The sequence below is a fragment of the Enterococcus sp. FDAARGOS_553 genome (assembly GCF_003812305.1).
In the GTDB taxonomy this organism is placed as follows: domain Bacteria; phylum Bacillota; class Bacilli; order Lactobacillales; family Enterococcaceae; genus Enterococcus_D; species Enterococcus_D gallinarum.
In genome coordinates, this window is the sequence record NZ_CP033740.1 from 1,500,006 (window position 1) to 1,518,612 (window position 18,607).

16 protein-coding genes and 1 other annotated feature are annotated in these 18,607 nt (G+C 43.0%); of the genes, 11 read left to right on the forward strand and 5 right to left on the reverse strand.

Going from position 1 to position 18,607, the window contains the following annotated elements:
* Positions 1-124 precede the first annotated feature (124 nt).
* Positions 125-328, forward strand: a binding site (T-box leader).
* Between the two features lie 315 nt (positions 329-643).
* The 4 genes from hisS to EGX73_RS07735 all read left to right on the forward strand — a co-directional run bounded on the left by hisS (position 644) and on the right by EGX73_RS07735 (position 6,841).
* Positions 644-1,957, forward strand: coding sequence for a histidine--tRNA ligase (gene hisS / locus EGX73_RS07720; RefSeq protein ID WP_003128675.1), 1,314 nt, complete (start codon positions 644-646; stop codon positions 1,955-1,957).
* On the forward strand, positions 1,954-3,726 hold the full coding sequence (gene aspS / locus EGX73_RS07725) for an aspartate--tRNA ligase (protein ID WP_003128677.1): 1,773 nt from the start codon (positions 1,954-1,956) through the stop codon (positions 3,724-3,726). The genes hisS and aspS overlap by 4 nt, the downstream gene beginning before the upstream one ends.
* 165 nt (positions 3,727-3,891) lie before the next feature.
* The gene (locus EGX73_RS07730; protein WP_005472693.1) at positions 3,892-4,767 is read left to right on the forward strand and encodes a YitT family protein; all 876 of its coding nucleotides are present in this window, start codon (positions 3,892-3,894) and stop codon (positions 4,765-4,767) included.
* Between the two features lie 205 nt (positions 4,768-4,972).
* Entirely contained in the window at positions 4,973-6,841 is a 1,869-nt protein-coding gene (locus EGX73_RS07735; RefSeq protein ID WP_117474757.1) for an acyltransferase family protein, read from the forward strand.
* A gap of 129 nt (positions 6,842-6,970) precedes the next feature.
* Here EGX73_RS07735 and dhaL read toward each other — a convergent pair whose 3' ends face one another.
* From dhaL to EGX73_RS07755, 4 genes are all read right to left on the reverse strand, one after another.
* Positions 6,971-7,570, reverse strand: a complete 600-nt coding sequence (dhaL, locus tag EGX73_RS07740) for a dihydroxyacetone kinase subunit DhaL (protein WP_003128682.1) — start codon at positions 7,568-7,570, stop codon at positions 6,971-6,973.
* Positions 7,571-7,584: 14 nt separating this feature from the next.
* A complete protein-coding gene (dhaK, locus tag EGX73_RS07745) occupies positions 7,585-8,568 on the reverse strand; it encodes a dihydroxyacetone kinase subunit DhaK (protein ID WP_005472689.1) in 984 nt (327 codons plus the stop codon).
* Complete coding sequence (gene dhaM / locus EGX73_RS07750) at positions 8,568-8,969, reverse strand: dihydroxyacetone kinase phosphoryl donor subunit DhaM (protein WP_003128685.1); 402 nt, start codon at positions 8,967-8,969, stop codon at positions 8,568-8,570. The genes dhaK and dhaM overlap by 1 nt, the downstream gene beginning before the upstream one ends.
* A 221-nt stretch (positions 8,970-9,190) precedes the next feature.
* Positions 9,191-11,521 carry an HAD-IC family P-type ATPase gene (locus tag EGX73_RS07755; protein ID WP_123866863.1) on the reverse strand — a complete coding sequence of 777 codons (2,331 nt, stop codon included), beginning with the start codon at positions 11,519-11,521 and terminating at the stop codon, positions 9,191-9,193.
* A 275-nt stretch (positions 11,522-11,796) separates the two neighbouring features.
* On the opposite strand from EGX73_RS07755, the gene rpsN reads away from it, so the two are divergent.
* On the forward strand, positions 11,797-12,066 hold the full coding sequence (gene rpsN, locus EGX73_RS07760) for a 30S ribosomal protein S14 (RefSeq protein ID WP_003128701.1): 270 nt from the start codon (positions 11,797-11,799) through the stop codon (positions 12,064-12,066).
* 272 nt (positions 12,067-12,338) lie between these two features.
* On the forward strand, positions 12,339-13,529 hold the full coding sequence (gene queG, locus EGX73_RS07765) for a tRNA epoxyqueuosine(34) reductase QueG (RefSeq protein ID WP_003128702.1): 1,191 nt from the start codon (positions 12,339-12,341) through the stop codon (positions 13,527-13,529).
* A gap of 223 nt (positions 13,530-13,752) precedes the next feature.
* Here the strand turns inward: queG and EGX73_RS07770 are convergent, their stop codons facing one another.
* A complete protein-coding gene (locus EGX73_RS07770) occupies positions 13,753-14,109 on the reverse strand; it encodes a hypothetical protein (RefSeq protein WP_003128703.1) in 357 nt (118 codons plus the stop codon).
* 171 nt (positions 14,110-14,280) lie between these two features.
* On the opposite strand from EGX73_RS07770, the gene EGX73_RS07775 reads away from it, so the two are divergent.
* The 5 genes from EGX73_RS07775 (at position 14,281) to EGX73_RS07795 (ending at position 18,500) form a co-directional block, all read left to right on the forward strand.
* A complete protein-coding gene (locus EGX73_RS07775) occupies positions 14,281-15,156 on the forward strand; it encodes an SPFH domain-containing protein (RefSeq protein WP_003128704.1) in 876 nt (291 codons plus the stop codon).
* Between the two features lie 4 nt (positions 15,157-15,160).
* Positions 15,161-15,658 carry an LURP-one-related/scramblase family protein gene (locus tag EGX73_RS07780; RefSeq protein WP_123866864.1) on the forward strand — a complete coding sequence of 166 codons (498 nt, stop codon included), beginning with the start codon at positions 15,161-15,163 and terminating at the stop codon, positions 15,656-15,658.
* Between the two features lie 39 nt (positions 15,659-15,697).
* On the forward strand, positions 15,698-16,567 hold the full coding sequence (scrK, locus tag EGX73_RS07785) for a fructokinase ScrK (protein WP_003128707.1): 870 nt from the start codon (positions 15,698-15,700) through the stop codon (positions 16,565-16,567).
* 103 nt (positions 16,568-16,670) lie between these two features.
* The gene (locus EGX73_RS07790; protein ID WP_041119839.1) at positions 16,671-17,426 is read left to right on the forward strand and encodes an alpha/beta fold hydrolase; all 756 of its coding nucleotides are present in this window, start codon (positions 16,671-16,673) and stop codon (positions 17,424-17,426) included.
* 120 nt (positions 17,427-17,546) lie between these two features.
* Complete coding sequence (locus tag EGX73_RS07795) at positions 17,547-18,500, forward strand: rhodanese-related sulfurtransferase (protein ID WP_003128711.1); 954 nt, start codon at positions 17,547-17,549, stop codon at positions 18,498-18,500.
* The last annotated feature ends 107 nt before the right edge of the window (positions 18,501-18,607 follow it).

An 18,607-nucleotide genomic window follows, 5' to 3' on the forward strand; every position in this document is an offset into this window, starting at 1 on the left:
TCCTCCTTCTAATCTCTTCTTTTAGTGTAAAGGAAAAACTTGAAAAACGATATTCATAAGTATTGAAAAAGCCTATGAAACAGCTTGACATTTCCAAAGGATTCTTGTAGTTTATAGATAATATCAAAAATCTGTGAAAGATCGAGTACGTCATTATTGGACCTTCAAAGAGAAAACTGCCATGGCTGCAAGCAGTTTAGGACAAATGTCGGAAAGACAATCTGGAGATGAACAGAAGAAAAGCTGTTCCGTGAACGAGCGTTAATCGAAAGGAGAATGAAAGTTCTCGAATTTTAGGTGGTACCGCGTGTAATAACTCGCCCTTGTGTAGAAAACAAGGGCGAGTTTTTTGCTGTGAATCACTGCGATTGACCTGCGAAGCAGGGCAGAGCAGATGATGAACAGTAGTAGGCGACCGAAGGGAGAGTAGTCACCGCTTTCCGAATCACTGCGACTGGTCGAAGACTATGCAAGTCCTTCTTAGCGACAGCTTAGAAGCGACGGTAGGCGTAACGCAGAGTAGACGAGCAGATGATGAACAGAAAATCGTTTCCCACAATGGATCAAATCAGTATAGTTGTAATGAATACATACGATCGTTTTTGATCGATCGAAGATACCCACAATAGGAGGATGAAAACAGATGAGTTATCAACGTCCAAAAGGCACCAATGATATTTTACCAGGAGAATCCGAAAAATGGCAGTTTGTTGAAGAAACAGCCCGTTTGGTTTTTCGTGATTACCAGTACAATGAAATCCGCACACCGATTTTTGAACATTTTGAAGTGATTGCTAGAAGCGTTGGTGATACAACCGACATCGTTTCAAAAGAAATGTACGATTTCTATGACAAAGGAGAGCGCCATGTGACATTGCGTCCGGAAGGCACAGCGCCGATTGCTCGTTCTTATGTTGAAAATAAACTTTTCGGACCTGAATACAACAAGCCTTACAAAGTCTTTTATATTGGACCGATGTTCCGCTATGAACGGCCGCAAAAAGGTCGCTTGCGTCAATTCCATCAAATCGGTGTAGAAGCATTTGGTTCCGCAAATCCTGCGACAGATGTTGAAACGATGGCGATGGCGATGGATTTCTTTAAACAATTAGGGCTAAGTCAACTTCGATTAGTGATTAACTCTTTAGGGGATAAAGAAACGCGTAAGAACTATCGTCAAGCACTGATTGATTATTTATCGCCTCATGAAGCAGAATTAAGTGAAGATTCAAAACGTCGTCTGCATGAGAATCCACTGCGGGTTTTAGATAGTAAAGACAAACGAGATCAACAGTTCGTTGCGGATGCTCCTTCGATCTTGGACTATTTAAGTCCGGAAGCTAAAGCCCATTTTGAAACAGTCATCACGATGTTGGATGCTTTGGACATTCCTTATGAGATTGATTCAAATATGGTCCGGGGACTGGATTATTATACCCATACTATTTTTGAGATTATGAGTGAAGCGCCAAAAATGGGGGCGCAAGCTACGATCTGTGCGGGTGGACGCTATGACCATCTGGTCGAAGAATTAGGCGGCCCACAAACGCCAGGTTTCGGTTTTGCGATGGGCTTAGAACGTCTATTGATCACAATGGAAGCAGAAGAAGTCGTTATTCCAGCATTGAACGAATTAGATGCTTATGTTGTTGGTCTAGGAGAAGCAACCAATTTGGAAGCATTGAAAGTCGTTCAGGCGATCCGTAATTTTGGCTTTTCGGCAGATCGTGATTTTATGAATCGGAAAGCAAAAGCGCAGTTCAAATCGGCAGATAAGCAAGGGGCGCGTTTGGTGCTGACCCTAGGTGAAAATGAATTAGCTGAACAAGTGATCAACATCAAATCGATGGCAAGCCGGATCGAGAAACAATTTAAGTTAGCCGATCTGTATGATCATTTTGATGAAATCTATGATGAAATGACTACAATCTTAATCAAGCAAGGAGAAGAAGAATGAGCAAACGTACAGTATATTGTGGGCGCGTCTCAGAAGCCCATTTAGATCAAACCGTTACTTTAAAAGGCTGGGTCCAAAAACGTCGTGACTTAGGCGGAGTGATTTTCATTGATTTGCGGGACAGAGAAGGGATCGTGCAAGTTGTCTTTAATCCGGAAGTATCCAAAGAAGCATGGGCGATTGCAGATACTTGCCGCAGCGAGTATGTGCTAGAAGTGACAGGTCAAGTCATCAATCGAGCACCGGAAGCAATCAATCCTAAGATGAAAACCGGGCACTATGAAGTGATGGTCAGCGAGATCACTATTTTGAATACAGCCAAAACACCTGCATTTTCGATCGAAGATGATCAAATCGTAGGAGACGAAACGCGGTTGAAATATCGTTATTTGGATTTACGCCGTCCCAAAATGACTAAGAATATCATGATGCGGGCAAAAACGACACAAGTGATTCGTCATTTCTTGGATACCAATGACTTTCTAGATATCGAAACCCCTTATTTAGCGAAATCAACACCAGAAGGCGCCAGAGATTATCTCGTTCCTTCCCGGGTTTACCCTGGTCATTTTTATGCATTGCCACAATCGCCACAAATTTTCAAACAATTATTGATGGGTGCTGGATTCGATCGTTACTATCAAATCGTCCGTTGCTTCCGGGATGAAGACTTGCGGGGAGACCGTCAGCCTGAATTTACCCAAGTCGATATTGAAACAACCTTTTTGACGGCGGAAGAGATTCAAGCTTACACGGAGGAACTGTTAGTCAATGTCATGCGTGAAGTCAAAGGGCTAGAAGTAACTACGCCGTTTCCGCGAATGACTTACGATGATGCCATGGCACGTTATGGCAGCGACAAGCCAGATACTCGGTTTGACATGGAATTGATTGATTTGTCCGAAACCGTTAAAGATGTTGATTTCAAAGTTTTCCAAATGGCGCTTGAAAATGGCGGTGTGGTGAAAGCATTGAATGCAAAAGGTGCTGCGGATAAATATTCCCGAAAAGATATGGATAATTTGGGACATTACGCAGGACAGTTTGGTGCGAAAGGGTTAGCATGGGTCAAAGTCGAAGAAGATGGCTTAAAAGGACCAATCGCAAAATTCTTGACTGACGCTGCAGCATCGATCATTGCTGCTACGAATGCAGAAGTGGGTGATATCCTAATGTTTGGTGCGGATAAGTTTGAGATCGTTTCGGCGGCTTTAGGAGCAATCCGCAGCAAGTTAGGAAAAGAATTAGGCTTGATCGATGAAAGCAAGTTCAATTTCTTATGGGTAACAGATTGGCCACAATTTGAATACGATGCAGAAGCTGGCCGCTATGTCTCTGCTCACCATCCATTTACGATGCCTAAAGAAAAAGATGTACCATTGTTGGCAACTGATCCTGCAAAAGTGTATGCGGAAGCTTATGATATCGTCTTGAACGGTTACGAGCTTGGCGGTGGGTCTCTCCGGATCCATCAGCGGGATGTTCAAGAACAAATGTTTGAAACCCTTGGTTTTTCTCGCCGTGAAATGGAAGAACAATTTGGTTTCTTGCTGACGGCATTAGACTATGGGTTCCCACCACATGGCGGAATCGCACTAGGCTTGGATCGTTTAGTGATGTTGCTGGCTGGTGAAGAAAACATCCGTGAAGTGATCGCATTCCCTAAAAACGGGAAAGCCGCCGATCCAATGTCACAAGCGCCAAGTAAAGTGGCGCCGCTGCAATTGTTCGAATTGAATATTGATGTCACGACAGTTGAAGAAGACTAAGTAAAAAGAAATGAACAAGTAAAGAACAAACGAGCGAATGATGAATGAAAATAGACGATTAAGAAAATTCCATGAGAATTTGTCTATTTCTTTCATTGTTCGTTTCTTTTTTTACTATCTGAAGTATAATAAGAGCAAATCAACAAAGCGAGGCTCTTGAATGAAATGAATACCCTCTTTAAATGGCTGCCACACCCTGATTATGCCAACAAATTATCGTTTTCGATCGTCTACGCCATTTTATCGGCGATCGCAGTCAATTTTTTTTATCAACCCGGCAAAATCTATTCTAGCGGGATCACAGGGATAGCTCAAATTTTGACCACCGTTTCCACGGATTGGCTTGGATTCTATATCCCCGTCTCAGTCGCCCTATTGTTGCTGAATATTCCGCTTTTCTTTCTCGGCTGGTTCAAGATTGGTCATAAATTTACGATTTTCACAGGAATTACTGTAGTCCTAACATCTTTGTTCGTACAGATTCTTCCAGAAGAAACACTGACGACAGATCCGATGATCTGTGGGATTTTTGGGGGAGCCATCAACGGAGCCGGTATTGGTTATGCGCTAAAAAGCGGACTTTCCTCTGGCGGCCTCGATTTTGTAAGTATCGCGATCCGGAAACGTACGGGGAAAACCATCGGGTCCATCTCGATTTTTTTCAATATTGCCATCATGTTTGCTGCGGGCATCCTGTTCGGCTGGCAGTATGCGCTATATAGTGCCATTGCGATTTTTGTCAGTGGTAAAGTCACCGATGCTGTTTTTACCAAGCAAAAGAAAATGCAGGTAACGATTATTACGAGAATTCCTGAAGAAGTCATCCATACGATCCAGAAAAGTCTGCGCCGAGGAATTACGATCATCAATGAAGCAGAAGGAGCCTACAAGCATGATAAACAGACAGTATTATTGACTGTCGTTACACGCTTCGAGTTGCCGATGTTACGTTCTGCCATGAAAGAAGCAGATCCCAAGGCATTTGTCAGTATTGCTGAAAATGTACAAATATTGGGTCGTTTTTATGAAGAAGAATTATAGGAGAGCTTGGATCAAAGCGTTTCGTGATGAAATGCTTTTTTCTTTTTGTAAAAATTAATTTTTTTAGAAAATAGAGTATTCTTGCTAGCTTTCTTGTTGCTTTATCTGGTAAATTATGAAGAAATAGGTCATTATTTTTTAATGGTTCCACATTGACTGTTTCTTACGAAAACAGTTGATCAAAAAAAAGAAAAGTGGTTGGAGAATGAACAAACGGTTAAAAACAAGCCGCTATATCACTGGTTTCGACGGTATCCGTACATTAGCCGTGATCGGCGTTATCTTATATCATTTATTACCTACTCAAATGCGAGGCGGGTATTTAGGAGTTCCTGTTTTTTTTGTAGTTTCTGGTTATTTGATCACCGATTTGCTTCGACAGGAGTGGGACCAGAACGGTCGTATTGCTGTCAAAGATTTTTATGTCCGCCGGATGAAACGACTGTATCCTGGCATGGTGGTGATGCTGCTTCTGTCTGCTGCCTACATTACATTGTTCCAGCGGAATTTACTGAATAATCTGCGGGGAGTCGTCGTCAGCAGTCTCTTGTATGTCAACAACTGGTGGCAGATCAATCACGGTCTTTCTTATTTTGACCGATTCGGCAATGAATCTCCCTTTACGCATCTATGGTCTTTGGCTGTTGAAGGGCAGAATTATTTGATTTGGCCGTTACTCTTTATTTTATTGATGAAGTTAGTCAAAAATCGTGGGACGATTTTTAAAATCGTGATCGGCTGCTCGTTACTTTCGGCTCTTTTATTAGCGATCTGGTATTCACCAGGGGCAGACCCTACTCGAGTTTATTATGGTACCGACACGCGTTTGTTTTCGATTTGGATGGGAAGTGCGCTGGCTTTCATTTGGCCCAGCACCCATTTAAAAAAAGAAATTCCGAAGAAAGCGAAGCGGGTATTGAACCTAGCTGGTGGTCTTTCTTTTATTGGTTTAGTGATAACATTTTTTGTGCTAGATGATCATCTTTCCTTTGTTTATTACGGAGGAATGCTGCTAGTCAGCTTGCTTTGTACGATCTTGGTGGCGGTCACTGCCCATCCTGGAGCTAGTCTGAACCGTTGGCTGACAAATCCGTTATTCAGTTACATCGGCAAGCGGAGTTATGGGATTTATTTGTATCAGTTCCCTGTGATGATTTTTTATGAAGCAAAGATTGGGAATGTCGGCGAGAATGTTCTCCTGCATACATTGATTGAGATTGTATTGATTCTCTTGATCAGTGAATTGTCCTATCGGTTTATCGAAAATCCGTTGCGGAAATTCCACTACAAAGATACTTTCCGCACGGTGCGCAATTGGTTCAGTAAGCCAGTGATCAGTCGACAAAAGCCTTGGCTGCTTCCAGGACTGCTTGTTTCCTTAGTTGCTCTTTATGGAATAGCTACCGCTCCGGTGAATTATGTAGATGCGCAACAGCAGCAGTTAAAAGAAAATATTGCTGCCAATAAAAAAGTGGCAGAACAGACACAAAAAAATGCGAATGGCTCGGATACAGAAAGTACAGGAGAAAATTCTTCAAAGGCAACGGAAGCCGAACAATCAGTAATGGAAAAATATGGGTTGACAGAAGCCCAGGTGAAGAAGGCCGAAGAGCTGGAAATTACCGCTTTTGGTGATTCTGTTATGCTGGATGCCACTGCCGACTTGCAAGAAATTTTTCCCAAAGCTGTCGTTGATGGGGATGTGGGACGACAATTGTATGAGAGTCCGGAACTGATCAAAGCATTGAAAGAAAAAGATTTGTTACGAGATACGGTATTGATCGGTCTAGGAACGAATGGGTCCTTTACAGAAACCCAATTCGATAATTTGATGAAAGAAATTGGCGATCGCAAAGTCTATTGGATCAATGTGCGGGTACCTACGCAAAGATGGCAAAATGAGGTCAACAGCATGCTGGAGAAAATGGCTGCTAAATACGACAATATGACATTGATCGATTGGTATGATTTAAGTAATGAACATGAAGAGTGGTTCTATGAAGATCGAGTTCATCCAAATCCTGATGGCATGTTGCAATATTGTACACTAGTTTCTCAAGCTATTTTGCAATAATGGCGTTGACTATTTCTTAGAAAAATAAACTAACCGAGAGGTCTCAAGCACAGATTCTTGTTTATCTTCAAGAATCGCAAGAGATCTCTCGGTTTTTTGTATCGCCTTTCCTAAGTGGAATGAGGATCTTTATCCAATCGTTGCAACAAGCGTTTCAAACAACAATGCACTGGAAGCGGCACCTGGATCGATATGTCCGATTGCCCGCTCGCCTAAATAAGAAGCACGGCCTTTTTTGGCGACTAGGTCTTTTGTATGTTCTTTGGCTTCCTCGATTTGTTCTTTAGTCAGACTGCCGTTTTTTAACGCTGCGGCAACAGGTTGCCAGACATCGACCATCGTTTTGTCTTCGAATTCTGCTTTGCCTCGAGCTTTGATCCCATTAAGCCCTTCTTCGATGATGCTTCCTAATTGTTCATACGAATCAATTGTTTCCAGTTCTTTTGTAGCTTTGGTCATGTTCATGAATGCTGAGCCATAAAGTGGACCTGAAGCACCACCAACTTTAGAAATCAATGCCATCGAGAGTACTTTGAATGTGTCTGTGATTGTTTTAGGCTGTTGTTTTGCAAATGCTTCTTGATAGGCTGCGACGCCGCGAGCCATATTGTTGCCGTGATCGCCGTCACCAATAGGGGTATCTAGATCACTTAAATAGCCTTTATTTTCCTCAATGGCTTTTGTAAATGCATTTAACCATTGTTGGGTCATCTCTGTTGTCATTTGCATTGAAAATTCCTCCTTTACCAAGCAATCGTTTCAACAGGTTCGTTGAGCGCATCCGTCGCATCGTTGTTACTGAAATCGATCATGGTCAATGATAGACCTTGCATATCGATAGAAGTCATATAGTTGCCGACTTTATGGAATGTGACAGAAATGTCTTTGTCTGCGAGCAATTTCTGTACATCGTTGGCAAAGACGAACTGTTCCATCAGCGGTGTACCGCCCATGCCGTTGATCAAGACACCAACTTTTTTCGGTGTTTGTTCATAATCAGCTAAAATTTTGTCCACCAATTCCTTGGCTAGCTCTTTCGATGGTTTCAATTTTTCCCGGCGATAACCAGGTTCTCCGTGGATCCCCACGCCATACTCGATTTCATCATCTGCTAATTCAAAACCAGGTTTACCCACTTCTGGAACGGTTGCTGCTTTTAAGGCAACACCAATGGTTTTGATGGTCGGAACTAATGCTTCACCTAATTCTTTTAATTCAGTTAATGAACGTCCTTGACGAGCAGCAGCACCCAAAATTTTATGAACGAGAATGGTTCCAGCCACGCCTCGTTTTCCAGCAGTATAGGTACTGTTCTCGACGGCAATATCATCATCTACGACGACGATTTCAGCAGTGATGTCTTCCATCTCAGCCATATCTTTGGCCATTTCAAAGTTTAGGATATCTCCCGTATAGTTTTTAACGATCAAAAGCACGCCTTGCCCTTGATCGGCTTCTTTGATCCCAGTCAGGATCTGATCTGGTGTTGGAGAAGTGAAGACGTCTCCCAAGACGGCGGCACTCAACATACCATCACCAACAAACCCAGCGTGTGCCGGTTCGTGTCCGCTGCCTCCGCCTGAGACTAAGCCAACTTGTTTGTGGGTGGCGTTTTTTGCTACGACTCGGGAGTCTTCGACTTGATGAATCAGTTGCGGATAGCTGGCAACCAGACCAGCTAGCATTTCTTCGACGATCGCTGAAGGATCATTGATTATTTTTTTCATTATTGATTCCATCCTTTCTCAGCTGCTTTTTGGGCTTCTGCTGTGATCTGGGATAGGTCATCACTGAATCCAGCGGTGATTGCTGCGGCAAAAGCACCTTCTACAAGCGGTGCATCAATCAAGTGATAGCGGGTTTGCTGTTCCGGTTCCAACATATCATAGGCTAGCTCTGCGTTTAGTACGGCACTACCCAAATCAGCAAAAACGAGAATCTGTTCGGCATCCGGAGACTGATTGACCGCTTCAACGATTTTTGTCGGATCAGACCCTAATTCGCCTTCAGCTGTTCCACCCAATGAAAAAAGAGTGACTGTTTCGCTGTCCGACATGTCTTCGATCATGGCTTTCAGTCCGTCTGTCAGTTGTTGACTGTGAGAAACAAGTAAAATACTTTTCTTCATTTCGATTCACCAACGCTTTCTTAAATAGATTCAGCGGCAGTAGACGAAACCGCCTTCACTAAAAGTATAACAAATTTCGCAAAACTTGCATGGATGACGATTGCTCCACTATATAAATAGAAAATAATTGAAGAACAGATAAAAAAACCGAGCAACTACAAATAAATATCCTTAATTAGGAGAATTTATCATAGTTGTCCGGAATCATTTTTTTCCATTGATCAAGCCGTAGCGTTTTGCTCTAGCCGGCGGGTGATCTGTGTTGCAAGGGCAGATAGCCCCCACTGCAATAAGCAGTTGATCGCCATCAATCCAACAAAGATTGGCAAGGTGATGCTAGTCAAAAAGCCTACTTCTAAAATGTGATGGAAGAGCATTGCGGCGATGTATGTTCCGCTAATCGTGGTTACGATCAAAAATAAGCGCAATGGATTTAGCGGCAAACAGCTGCGGATCACAGCTAAACAACTGATGCCGATCAGCAGATAATAGAACAATGTAGTTGCGGTCATTGGTTCCCAGCCATAGTCAGTTTGCAGGAACTGTACAGCGAAATAATTCAGAAGCACCAAGAGTGCGCTCGGCAACGCTCGCAGCAATGCGGTAGGCAAGTAACGGCCGGTGATTCGCTTTTTGTCTTCTTCAAAGGAAAGGAAGAAGGAAGGATATCCTTCAATTGCTAGGTCCAATAATGTGATTTGGATCGGAATAAAAGGAAATGCCGTAGAAGTGGCAACACATAGTAAGGACAATAGGAAACTGTAGATCGTTTTGATAAAAAAGATCCCAGATACTTTCGTCACATTATTAACGACACGGCGACCTTCAAAGAGTGCTGCTGGCAGTGTCGTAAAATCGGAATCTAATAAAACCAGATTCGCGATTTGACGAGCCGCACTGTCCCCAGTAGCCATAGCGATACTGACATCGGCTTCACGCAGTGCCAACACGTCATTGACGCCGTCTCCAGTCATGGCGACCGTATTGCCTAGTGCCTTCAACTCAGAAACTAGCAGTTTCTTTTGCTGAGGCGTCACTCGCCCAAAAACGGTATAGGTTAGGGCAGCTTGACGAACGTCTGCTTCTTCAGTTAGTTGGGAAAGATCGATATAGTTCTCTGAATTAGGCAATCCGGCGCGTTTGGCGATGGCTGCAACAGTGATCGGATTGTCACCCGAGATCACTTTCAAGTCCACTCCTTCTGCAGACAGGTAGGCCAATGTGCTTTCTGCATTTTCCCGAATCACATCAGCAAGAACAAGAACTGCCAGCGGGGCAGCCTTTGCTGGATCAAAGGGCTGATTGGCGTCGTTATAATGAGGATCAAGAGTCAAGACGAGGACTCTTAAACCAGCCGATTGCGCTTCTTGAATTTGCGGCAGCTGTTGGTTGGCGATCGTCTTTTCAGGTGCTCCTAGATAGACTGCCCCTAATTCGTGAAATGCGATAGCACCCCATTTTCGATCAGAAGAAAACGGCATCGCTGCAAAGGACTGGTAATGATCAGATCCGGTGATGGTTTGGCGCAACGCTTGCATCGTCACATTGTTGTCGGTACTGGCAGCCAAATAACTACCTAAGATTGCCGTTATATCTTGGGTGTCATCGATTGGCTGGATCGATTCGACGGATAATCGACCTTCCGTTAATGTGCCGGTTTTGTCTAAACAGAGGGTATCGACATGGGCCAGTGTCTCGATCGCGTACATATCTTGGACTAAGATCCTTTTTTTGGTTAGTTTGATGACACCCGTGGTCAAAGCAATGCTGATCAATAGGACGAGTCCTTTAGGCAGCATTCCCAATAAAGCAGCAGACGAAACGATCACTGCTTCTTTTAAGTCACTACCACGAAATAAATAAGCTTGTAGAAATAGGATCACCCCTAATGGAACAATCACTAGACTGGTGAATTTTGTGACTTTGCGAATCGAAGAAACTAGCTCTGAACGCAGCGGTTTATGTGTTTTGGCTTCATTGCTTAATTTTGCCGCATAATTCTCTGCTCCTACGCGGATCACTTTTGCAGTGACCTCTCCACTGGCGACAAAACTGCCAGATAAGAGAGTCGCGTCGTTTTCTTTGACGACGAGATCGGCTTCGCCTGTCAGCATCGACTCATTGACATCGGCTTGTCCAGATAAAACCACCATGTCGGCTGGAATCTGTTCTCCTGCACCAATGACAACAAGATCATCAAGGACCAGGGATTTGGCATCCACCGACTGTGTAACGCCATCTCGTATCACACGTATTTCTTGTTGGGCGATGATCGAGAGTTTTTTGACTAGATTTCGAGCATGGATCTCTTGACTGATCCCTACAGTGATATTGATCAAAATGATTACCAGATAAAATAAATTGGAATAGGCGCCAACTGCCAGAAGACAGACACCAATCAACAAGTTCAGCAAATTGAACAATGTGAGGATATTGTCCTTAAAAATTGCTGTCGTAGACTTCGATGTTTTTGTTTCATAATCGTTGTGTTGGTCTTGTTCGGTTCGTTGTGTGACTTCTTCTGAGGTAAGTCCCGTATCTATTTGCTTCATATAATTCTCCATTTCTATCAGATTCCTTGTTTAGTCTAGCATGCCAAGAAGTCATTGCAAGAAATGATGAAAAAATAATTGAAATCTTAAAAAACAGTAGCGGTTTGTTCGAAAGAAGGGGCTTTTCATTGACTTGTTCCCAGAAACTTGATATAGTCATAATGCTCAAATAGTAATGATTTCGATTTGTTGTTTTTGAATCGAAAATGGAGGACTCTGCTAGCTGATTTCTTTTCTTTTTAGAATGATGGATAGAAAAAACAAAGGAGAAAATAATGGCCAAAAAATCAAAACAAGCAAAAGCAAAAAAACAAGCCGCAATGATCGAGCAATACGCAGAGATCCGTTACCAATTGAAACAAGCAAAAGATTACCAAGCTTTAGCAAAATTGCCTAAAGATTCTAATCCGAATCGCTTGAAGAATCGGGATATGACTGATGGTCGTCCACGGGGCTATATGCGTAAATTTGGTCTTTCACGGATCACTTTTCGACAATTGGCACATGAAGGCAAATTGCCAGGTGTAAAAAAAGCTAGTTGGTAAACATTTAATAGGTGTAACAAAAATAATACAATCAAACGATCTCCCTTCTAGATAGCTCAGAAATGCGCTGTATGGAGGGGTATTCAAGGAAAACTATCTGAATGCTGAGGCAGCTGATCTCCTAAAAAGACTGGGAGATAGACGCCGAGCGTTTAGGTAGTTTTTTGTTTGAATTTTTTGAGGGCAGCGATTCGACTAATCGGAAGTGGTCTCGTATAATAGAAAAAGCAAAGACGAAGGTCTGATGAACACATGTTGGATAGGAGTATATCATGTCTTTAAAAGAGAAAATCATCGCAGAAAGCAAGCGTTTAGGTATTGATAAAATCGGCTTTGCTTCTGCTGAACCGTTTTATGAATTAGAGTCCTCGTTGAGGGAGCAGCGCGCGAAAGGCCATACATCTGGTTTCGAACATCAAGTGATCGAAGAGCGGATATATCCAGAAAGAACCTTTGAAAATCCGCAAACAATCATTGCGATCGCTCTGGCATATCCGACAAAAATCAAAGAGAAAGTGCCGCGAGATGAGAAACGGGGGATGTTTGCCCGCGCCTCTTGGGGGATCGATTACCATGATATTTTACGTGATCGCTTAGAAAAATTGATCCAGTTTATCAAAGCGCAAGCAGAGAATCTGGAAGAAGCAGAAAGCTGGCGGTTTGCCCCGCAAGTGGATACCGGTGAGCTGGTGGATGTGGCAGTTGCACAGCGTGCTGGTTTGGGGTTTATTGGCCGCAATGGCTTATTGATCACGGAAGAATTTGGTTCTTTTGTTTATTTAGGCGAGATCGTCACCAATATTTCCTTCGAAACAGATGAAGCGGTACCCTTTGGCTGTGGGGATTGTATGCGCTGTGTTACTGCCTGTCCTACAAAAGCGCTCTTAGGGGATGGGCGAATGAACGCACAGCGCTGCCTTTCCTATCAGACACAAACAAAAGGCATGATGCCTGAGGAATATCGTAAAAAGATGCATAATGTCATCTATGGCTGTGATATTTGTCAGTTGGTCTGTCCCTACAATCGAGGCAAGGATTTCCATTTTCATCAGGAAATGGAACCGGAAGTAGAAACCGTTTATCCTAAGTTGCAGCCAATGCTTTCTTTATCAAATAAAGCTTTTAAGAATCAGTTTGGGCATTTATCTGGTTCTTGGCGCGGGAAGAAACCATTGCAGCGTAATGCGATCATTGCCTTAGCAAATCTGGGAGATCGCACCGCATTGCCAGCCATCTGGCGGTGTGCGACAGAAGACGTCCGACCTGTCATCCGTGGAACAGCCTATTGGGCCATTGGACAATTAGGCATCAAAGAACCCGAACAATGGCTAGAACGCTTACAGCAATGCGAAGAACTAGAACCAGAAGAAGAAGCACGCGTTGAACTACAAGCGGCGATCGAACGCTTAAAAACGATCGTGGCATCCTCCGGTGCAGATCGGAAAAACAAGTCAGTTGATTGATTGCGTGCTAGGCGGAACTCCATAAGCACGTGAGCAATCGTACAAAAAATTAAAGCACGCGATTTTTTATAATAAAGAGCCGAGCAATGTTTAGAATACGTCAACTATGCCGCAAATGCGACATGACCTGAAAAGTCTGGAAGTATTCCGACATTGCTCGGCTATTGGTCGAATGGATGCTATTTTTAGGGGAAGATTTTTCACAGTAGTCTATTTTTTCAGCTTAATCCAGCACATCATCGCTTTCAACGATTTCTTCTGAGTCTAATTCAAAGTCTGGTGCTGGATGGACACGTTCCGGTAATTCCATCTCTAGTTCAGCTGTTTGTTGGTATTCGTTGTCGCTATCAGCAACGTCAATCAATATATCCGTTGGCAGTTCTTGATCGATTCGATAGCCTTGTGCATGGCGCGCATCGAGTAGTTCTAAGAGGTGCTGCCATTCATCTTTGGCAATCACCACGACATCGATTCCTTCTTGATTTTGAATTTCGACAACAGAAGATAGATCAGTCCCAACAGTCTGAATGATTTCTTCTAATGACCATTTTACGTTTTCTAATGAAATTTTTTGTGCCATTTGGATACCCCTTTCTTGTCAATTGACTCTCATTTCATTGTAGCGGGAATTTGGTTGATTGCAAAATAGTATGATCGCAGGTCTATGAAAGGGGTTAAAAAAATGAGAAGAAGAATTGAAGTCTTTTGTGAACAAAGGTAATATGGTATTAAAAGAAATGAGGGAGTAAAGATGAAAGAAAAACAAACGTTTCATGTTAACGGTTACTTAGCACTGATCGTCTTGATCGCCTTAATGATCGGCGGCGGCTATCTCTTTTATGATGGGATTGTCCGCAATGCGGTTTGGGAGTTAGTCATCAGTGTCGTGTTGTGGATCATCGCTATCTTGTTCATTAGTTCATTGACGATTGTGCAGCCGAATCAAGCGAAAGCGATTCTTTTCTTTGGTCAATATTTAGGTACCATTAAAGACAATGGACTCTTTGTGACTGTGCCGCTAACACAGAAAATCAATGTATCATTGAAAGTCCGTAACTTCAATAGCTCTTTATTGAAGGTCAATGATTCTGATGGCAATCCGATCGAAATCTCAGCAGTCGTCGTCTTTCGAGTCGTAGATACGGCCAAAGCATTGTTCGATGTCGATTACTACCAAGATTTTGTTGAGATCCAAAGTGAAACAGCGATTCGCCATATCGCTACCCAGTATCCTTATGACACTTTTAATGATGATGATTTGACTTTGCGAGGCAATACCAATGAAGTTTCTGAAGAACTGGCACAAGAACTGCAAGAGCGTTTAGCGGTAGCCGGTGTCGAGGTGATCGAGACGCGGTTGAATCACTTGGCGTATGCCACTGAGATCGCTAGTGCCATGTTGCAGCGTCAGCAAGCCAAAGCAATTTTATCGGCACGACAAATCATTGTTGAAGGAGCGGTCTCCATGACACAAATGGCCTTGGAACAGATCGAAGATGGCCAGGATATTAACTTTACTGACGATCGAAAAGTCCAATTGATCAACAATTTACTCGTATCGATCATTACTGACAAAGGCACTCAACCTGTGATCAATACAGGCGATGTGAAAGAAAAGGCGGTGTAATCAAATGAAAAAACTTTACATCAAGCAAAAAGTCTTCAGTATCGGTGAAAAATTTACTGTCATGGATGAGCAGCAAAAGCCGCGCTATTTTGTCGAAGGGAGTTTCATGAAGATTCCTAAAAGCTTTGCGATTTATGATGAACGACAACAGCAAATCGGTGAAGTCACAAAGAAAGTGTTTAGTCTATTGCCCAAGTTTTTTGTTGAGGTACATGGAGAAGAAGCAATTGTTCTAGAAAAAGAATTCACGCTTTTCAAAGCGCGTTATTCCATCCATGCCCAAGGAATTGAAATTCAGGGGAATTGGTGGGACATGGACTTTGTCGTCAATCGACAGGGACGTCAAATTGCTGAGATTCATAAACGATGGATCTCATGGGGGGATACCTATGAAGTAACGGTTTATGAGGAAAATCTGGAGGACTTGATTATTTGTCTCGTCATTGCCATCGATCGCGTAAAAGCCGATGATGGTGCAGCTGCGAGTTCTGCCAGTACTTAAACAGAAAATGAAAGCAACGATGGAAAAGGAGACGAAAAGATGTACGGATCGATAGAAGCAGGCGGTACAAAATTTGTTTGTGCGATTGGTGATGAAGAAATGACCATTAAAGAACGGGTCAGTTTTCCCACCACCACACCAGAAGAAACAATGGCATTAGTGATCGATTTTTTCAAAAAGTATGAAGACCAGTTAGTGGGGATCGGTATTGGTTCCTTTGGCCCAATCGATATCCATCGAGATTCCGCAACGTATGGCTACATTACCTCCACACCCAAATTAGCTTGGCAGAATTTTGATTTTGTAGGTACGATGAAACAAGCCTTTCCCATCCCCATTGCTTGGACCACAGATGTCAATGCTGCAGCTTATGGGGAATATGTTTTCGGTAAAGGAAAAGGACTATCCAGTGTAGTTTATTATACGATCGGCACCGGTGTTGGCGGCGGTGCATTACAAGATGGCCGCTTTGTTGAGGGATTCAGCCATCCGGAGATGGGACATATGCTGGTAGTGCCTCATCCTGATGATTCATTCGAAGGCAGCTGTCCATTTCATGGCAACTGTCTCGAAGGGATGGCCGCAGGTCCAGCGATTGAAAAACGCTTAGGAAAGAAAGGACAGGAACTGTCTGAAGATGAGCCTTTCTGGAGCATCGAAGCTGAATATATCGCGCAATGCGCCTACAACACTACATTGATGCTTTCACCGGATGTCATTATTTTTGGTGGTGGCGTAATGAAGCAGCGTCACATGGTGGAAAAGGTTCATCAAGCTTTTGAACGATTGGTCAACGGCTATGTCAAAACACCAGCAGTTGCAGACTACATCGTGACACCTGAATTAGAAGACAATGCAGGAACATTAGGCTGTCTGGCACTAGCACGAGAAGCTGTGTTACATTCCTGATACATGTGATCACACCAAAACATTGGTGTGATTTTTTTGTGATTGAAGGGATTATTTGGCAGGTAAGAGCAGAATGCGTATACTTAAGCAGAGGTGGAAAGAGATGAAAATTGCAGTTCGTAAAAGAAAAATCGGGAATATCCCAGTATTGGAAGTCGTTCCAGAACATTTGATCTATGAACCGTTGCCGTTGATCATTTATTATCATGGTTGGCAAACGAGTAAAGAATTGGTACTGACGCAAGGTCGAAAACTAGCACGGGAAAACTTTCGTGTGATTTTACCTGATGCCGCCAATCATGGCGAACGAAAGACCCAACTATCCGAGATTCCTTCATTGATTTTCTGGCAAAGCATTCATACCAACTTATTTGAGTTTTCTTATTTGGTGGATTTCTTTGAAAATCTAGGCTTGGTAAATAGGCAAATCGCTGTAGGAGGCGTTTCAATGGGAGGGATGACGACTTGCGGCTTGCTATGTCAACATCCGGAGATCACCGCTGCTGCGTGTGTGATGGGCTCGCCATCGATGATCGGTTACCGTGAACGGATCCAGAAACATGCGGGTGCTGCAGGTTTCTTTGTCCCAGATGACTATCAGTTGCTACTGGGATGGATCGAAGCTTATGATCTCCAGACGCAACCAGAAAAACTAGCTGGACGTCCATTGTTGTTCTGGCATGGGACGGAAGATGAGAAAATCCCTTACGCCGATGTAGAAACCTTTGTGCAAGGGAATCCAGAAGCGAATCTGACATTTATCTCTCGCGAAGAACGACATTTAGTTCGTGGAGAGACCATGGATCAGGTAACGGCCTTTTTTGTTGAACAATTAGGAAAAAGCACTGATTCACTCTGACAACAAAAAACGACAGGTATCTAGGTAAGCAAAGGGATTGTGTGGTTATGTACAAGCATAAAATTCGTGTTCTTCATTTTTCTTTTTTATACTGTAGGGTGGAAAAAAGGAGGAATGACTGTGAACTATCGCGTTTTATTATTTTATAAATACACGACCATCGAAGATCCAGAAAGTTTTGCGAAAGAGCATTTAGCTTTTGGGAAAGAGATCGGTATCAAAGGTCGAATTCTTGTTGCGAAAGAAGGAATCAACGGAACGCTTTCTGGAACGATTGAAGCAACGGATGCCTATATGGAAAAAATGGAAGCGGACCCCCGTTTCAAAGGAATCTACTACAAAATCGATGAGGTGGAAGAACACGCCTTTAAAAAATTGTTTGTTCGACCGCGAAAAGAATTGGTGTCATTGAACTTAGAAGATGATATCGATCCTTTAGAACTAACCGGAAAGTATCTAGAACCGAAAGATTTCAAAGAAGCGTTGTTGGATGAAAATACCGTAGTGATCGATGCGCGGAATGATTATGAATACGATCTTGGTCATTTTCGAGGTGCGGTCCGTCCCGATATCCGCAGTTTCCGTGAATTGCCTCAATGGATCATTGAGAACAAAGAGAAATTCATGGATAAAAAAGTGGTCACTTACTGCACAGGTGGGATTCGCTGCGAGAAATTCTCGGGCTGGTTGTTGCGAGAAGGATTCCAAGACGTAGCACAACTTCACGGGGGAATTTTTGCTTATGGCAATGATCCAGAAGTTCAAGGAGAGTTGTGGGACGGTAAGATGTATGTCTTTGATGAACGTATCAGTGTTGAGATCAATCATGTCGACAAGACCGTGATCGGTCGCGATTGGTTCGATGGCACACCATGTGAGCGTTACGTCAATTGTGCAAATCCAGAGTGCAATCGTCAGTTCCTCACTTCGGAAGAGAATCAAGCGGCACACTTAGGCGGCTGCTGCTATGAATGTGCCGCCAATGAAAACAATCGTTACGTCATTGAGCACAATATCTCTCAAGAAGAACAAGCAGCAGTTTTAGCACAACTAGCGTCTGAAGTGACGGTTTAAAAAGATCCTGAAAAGGATCTTTTTTTGTTCTTTAATTATCTGAAAAATCAAACGATTCCAATTGATTTTTTTAACAAATTTCACTTTAAAAAAGGCAAGCTCCTCGC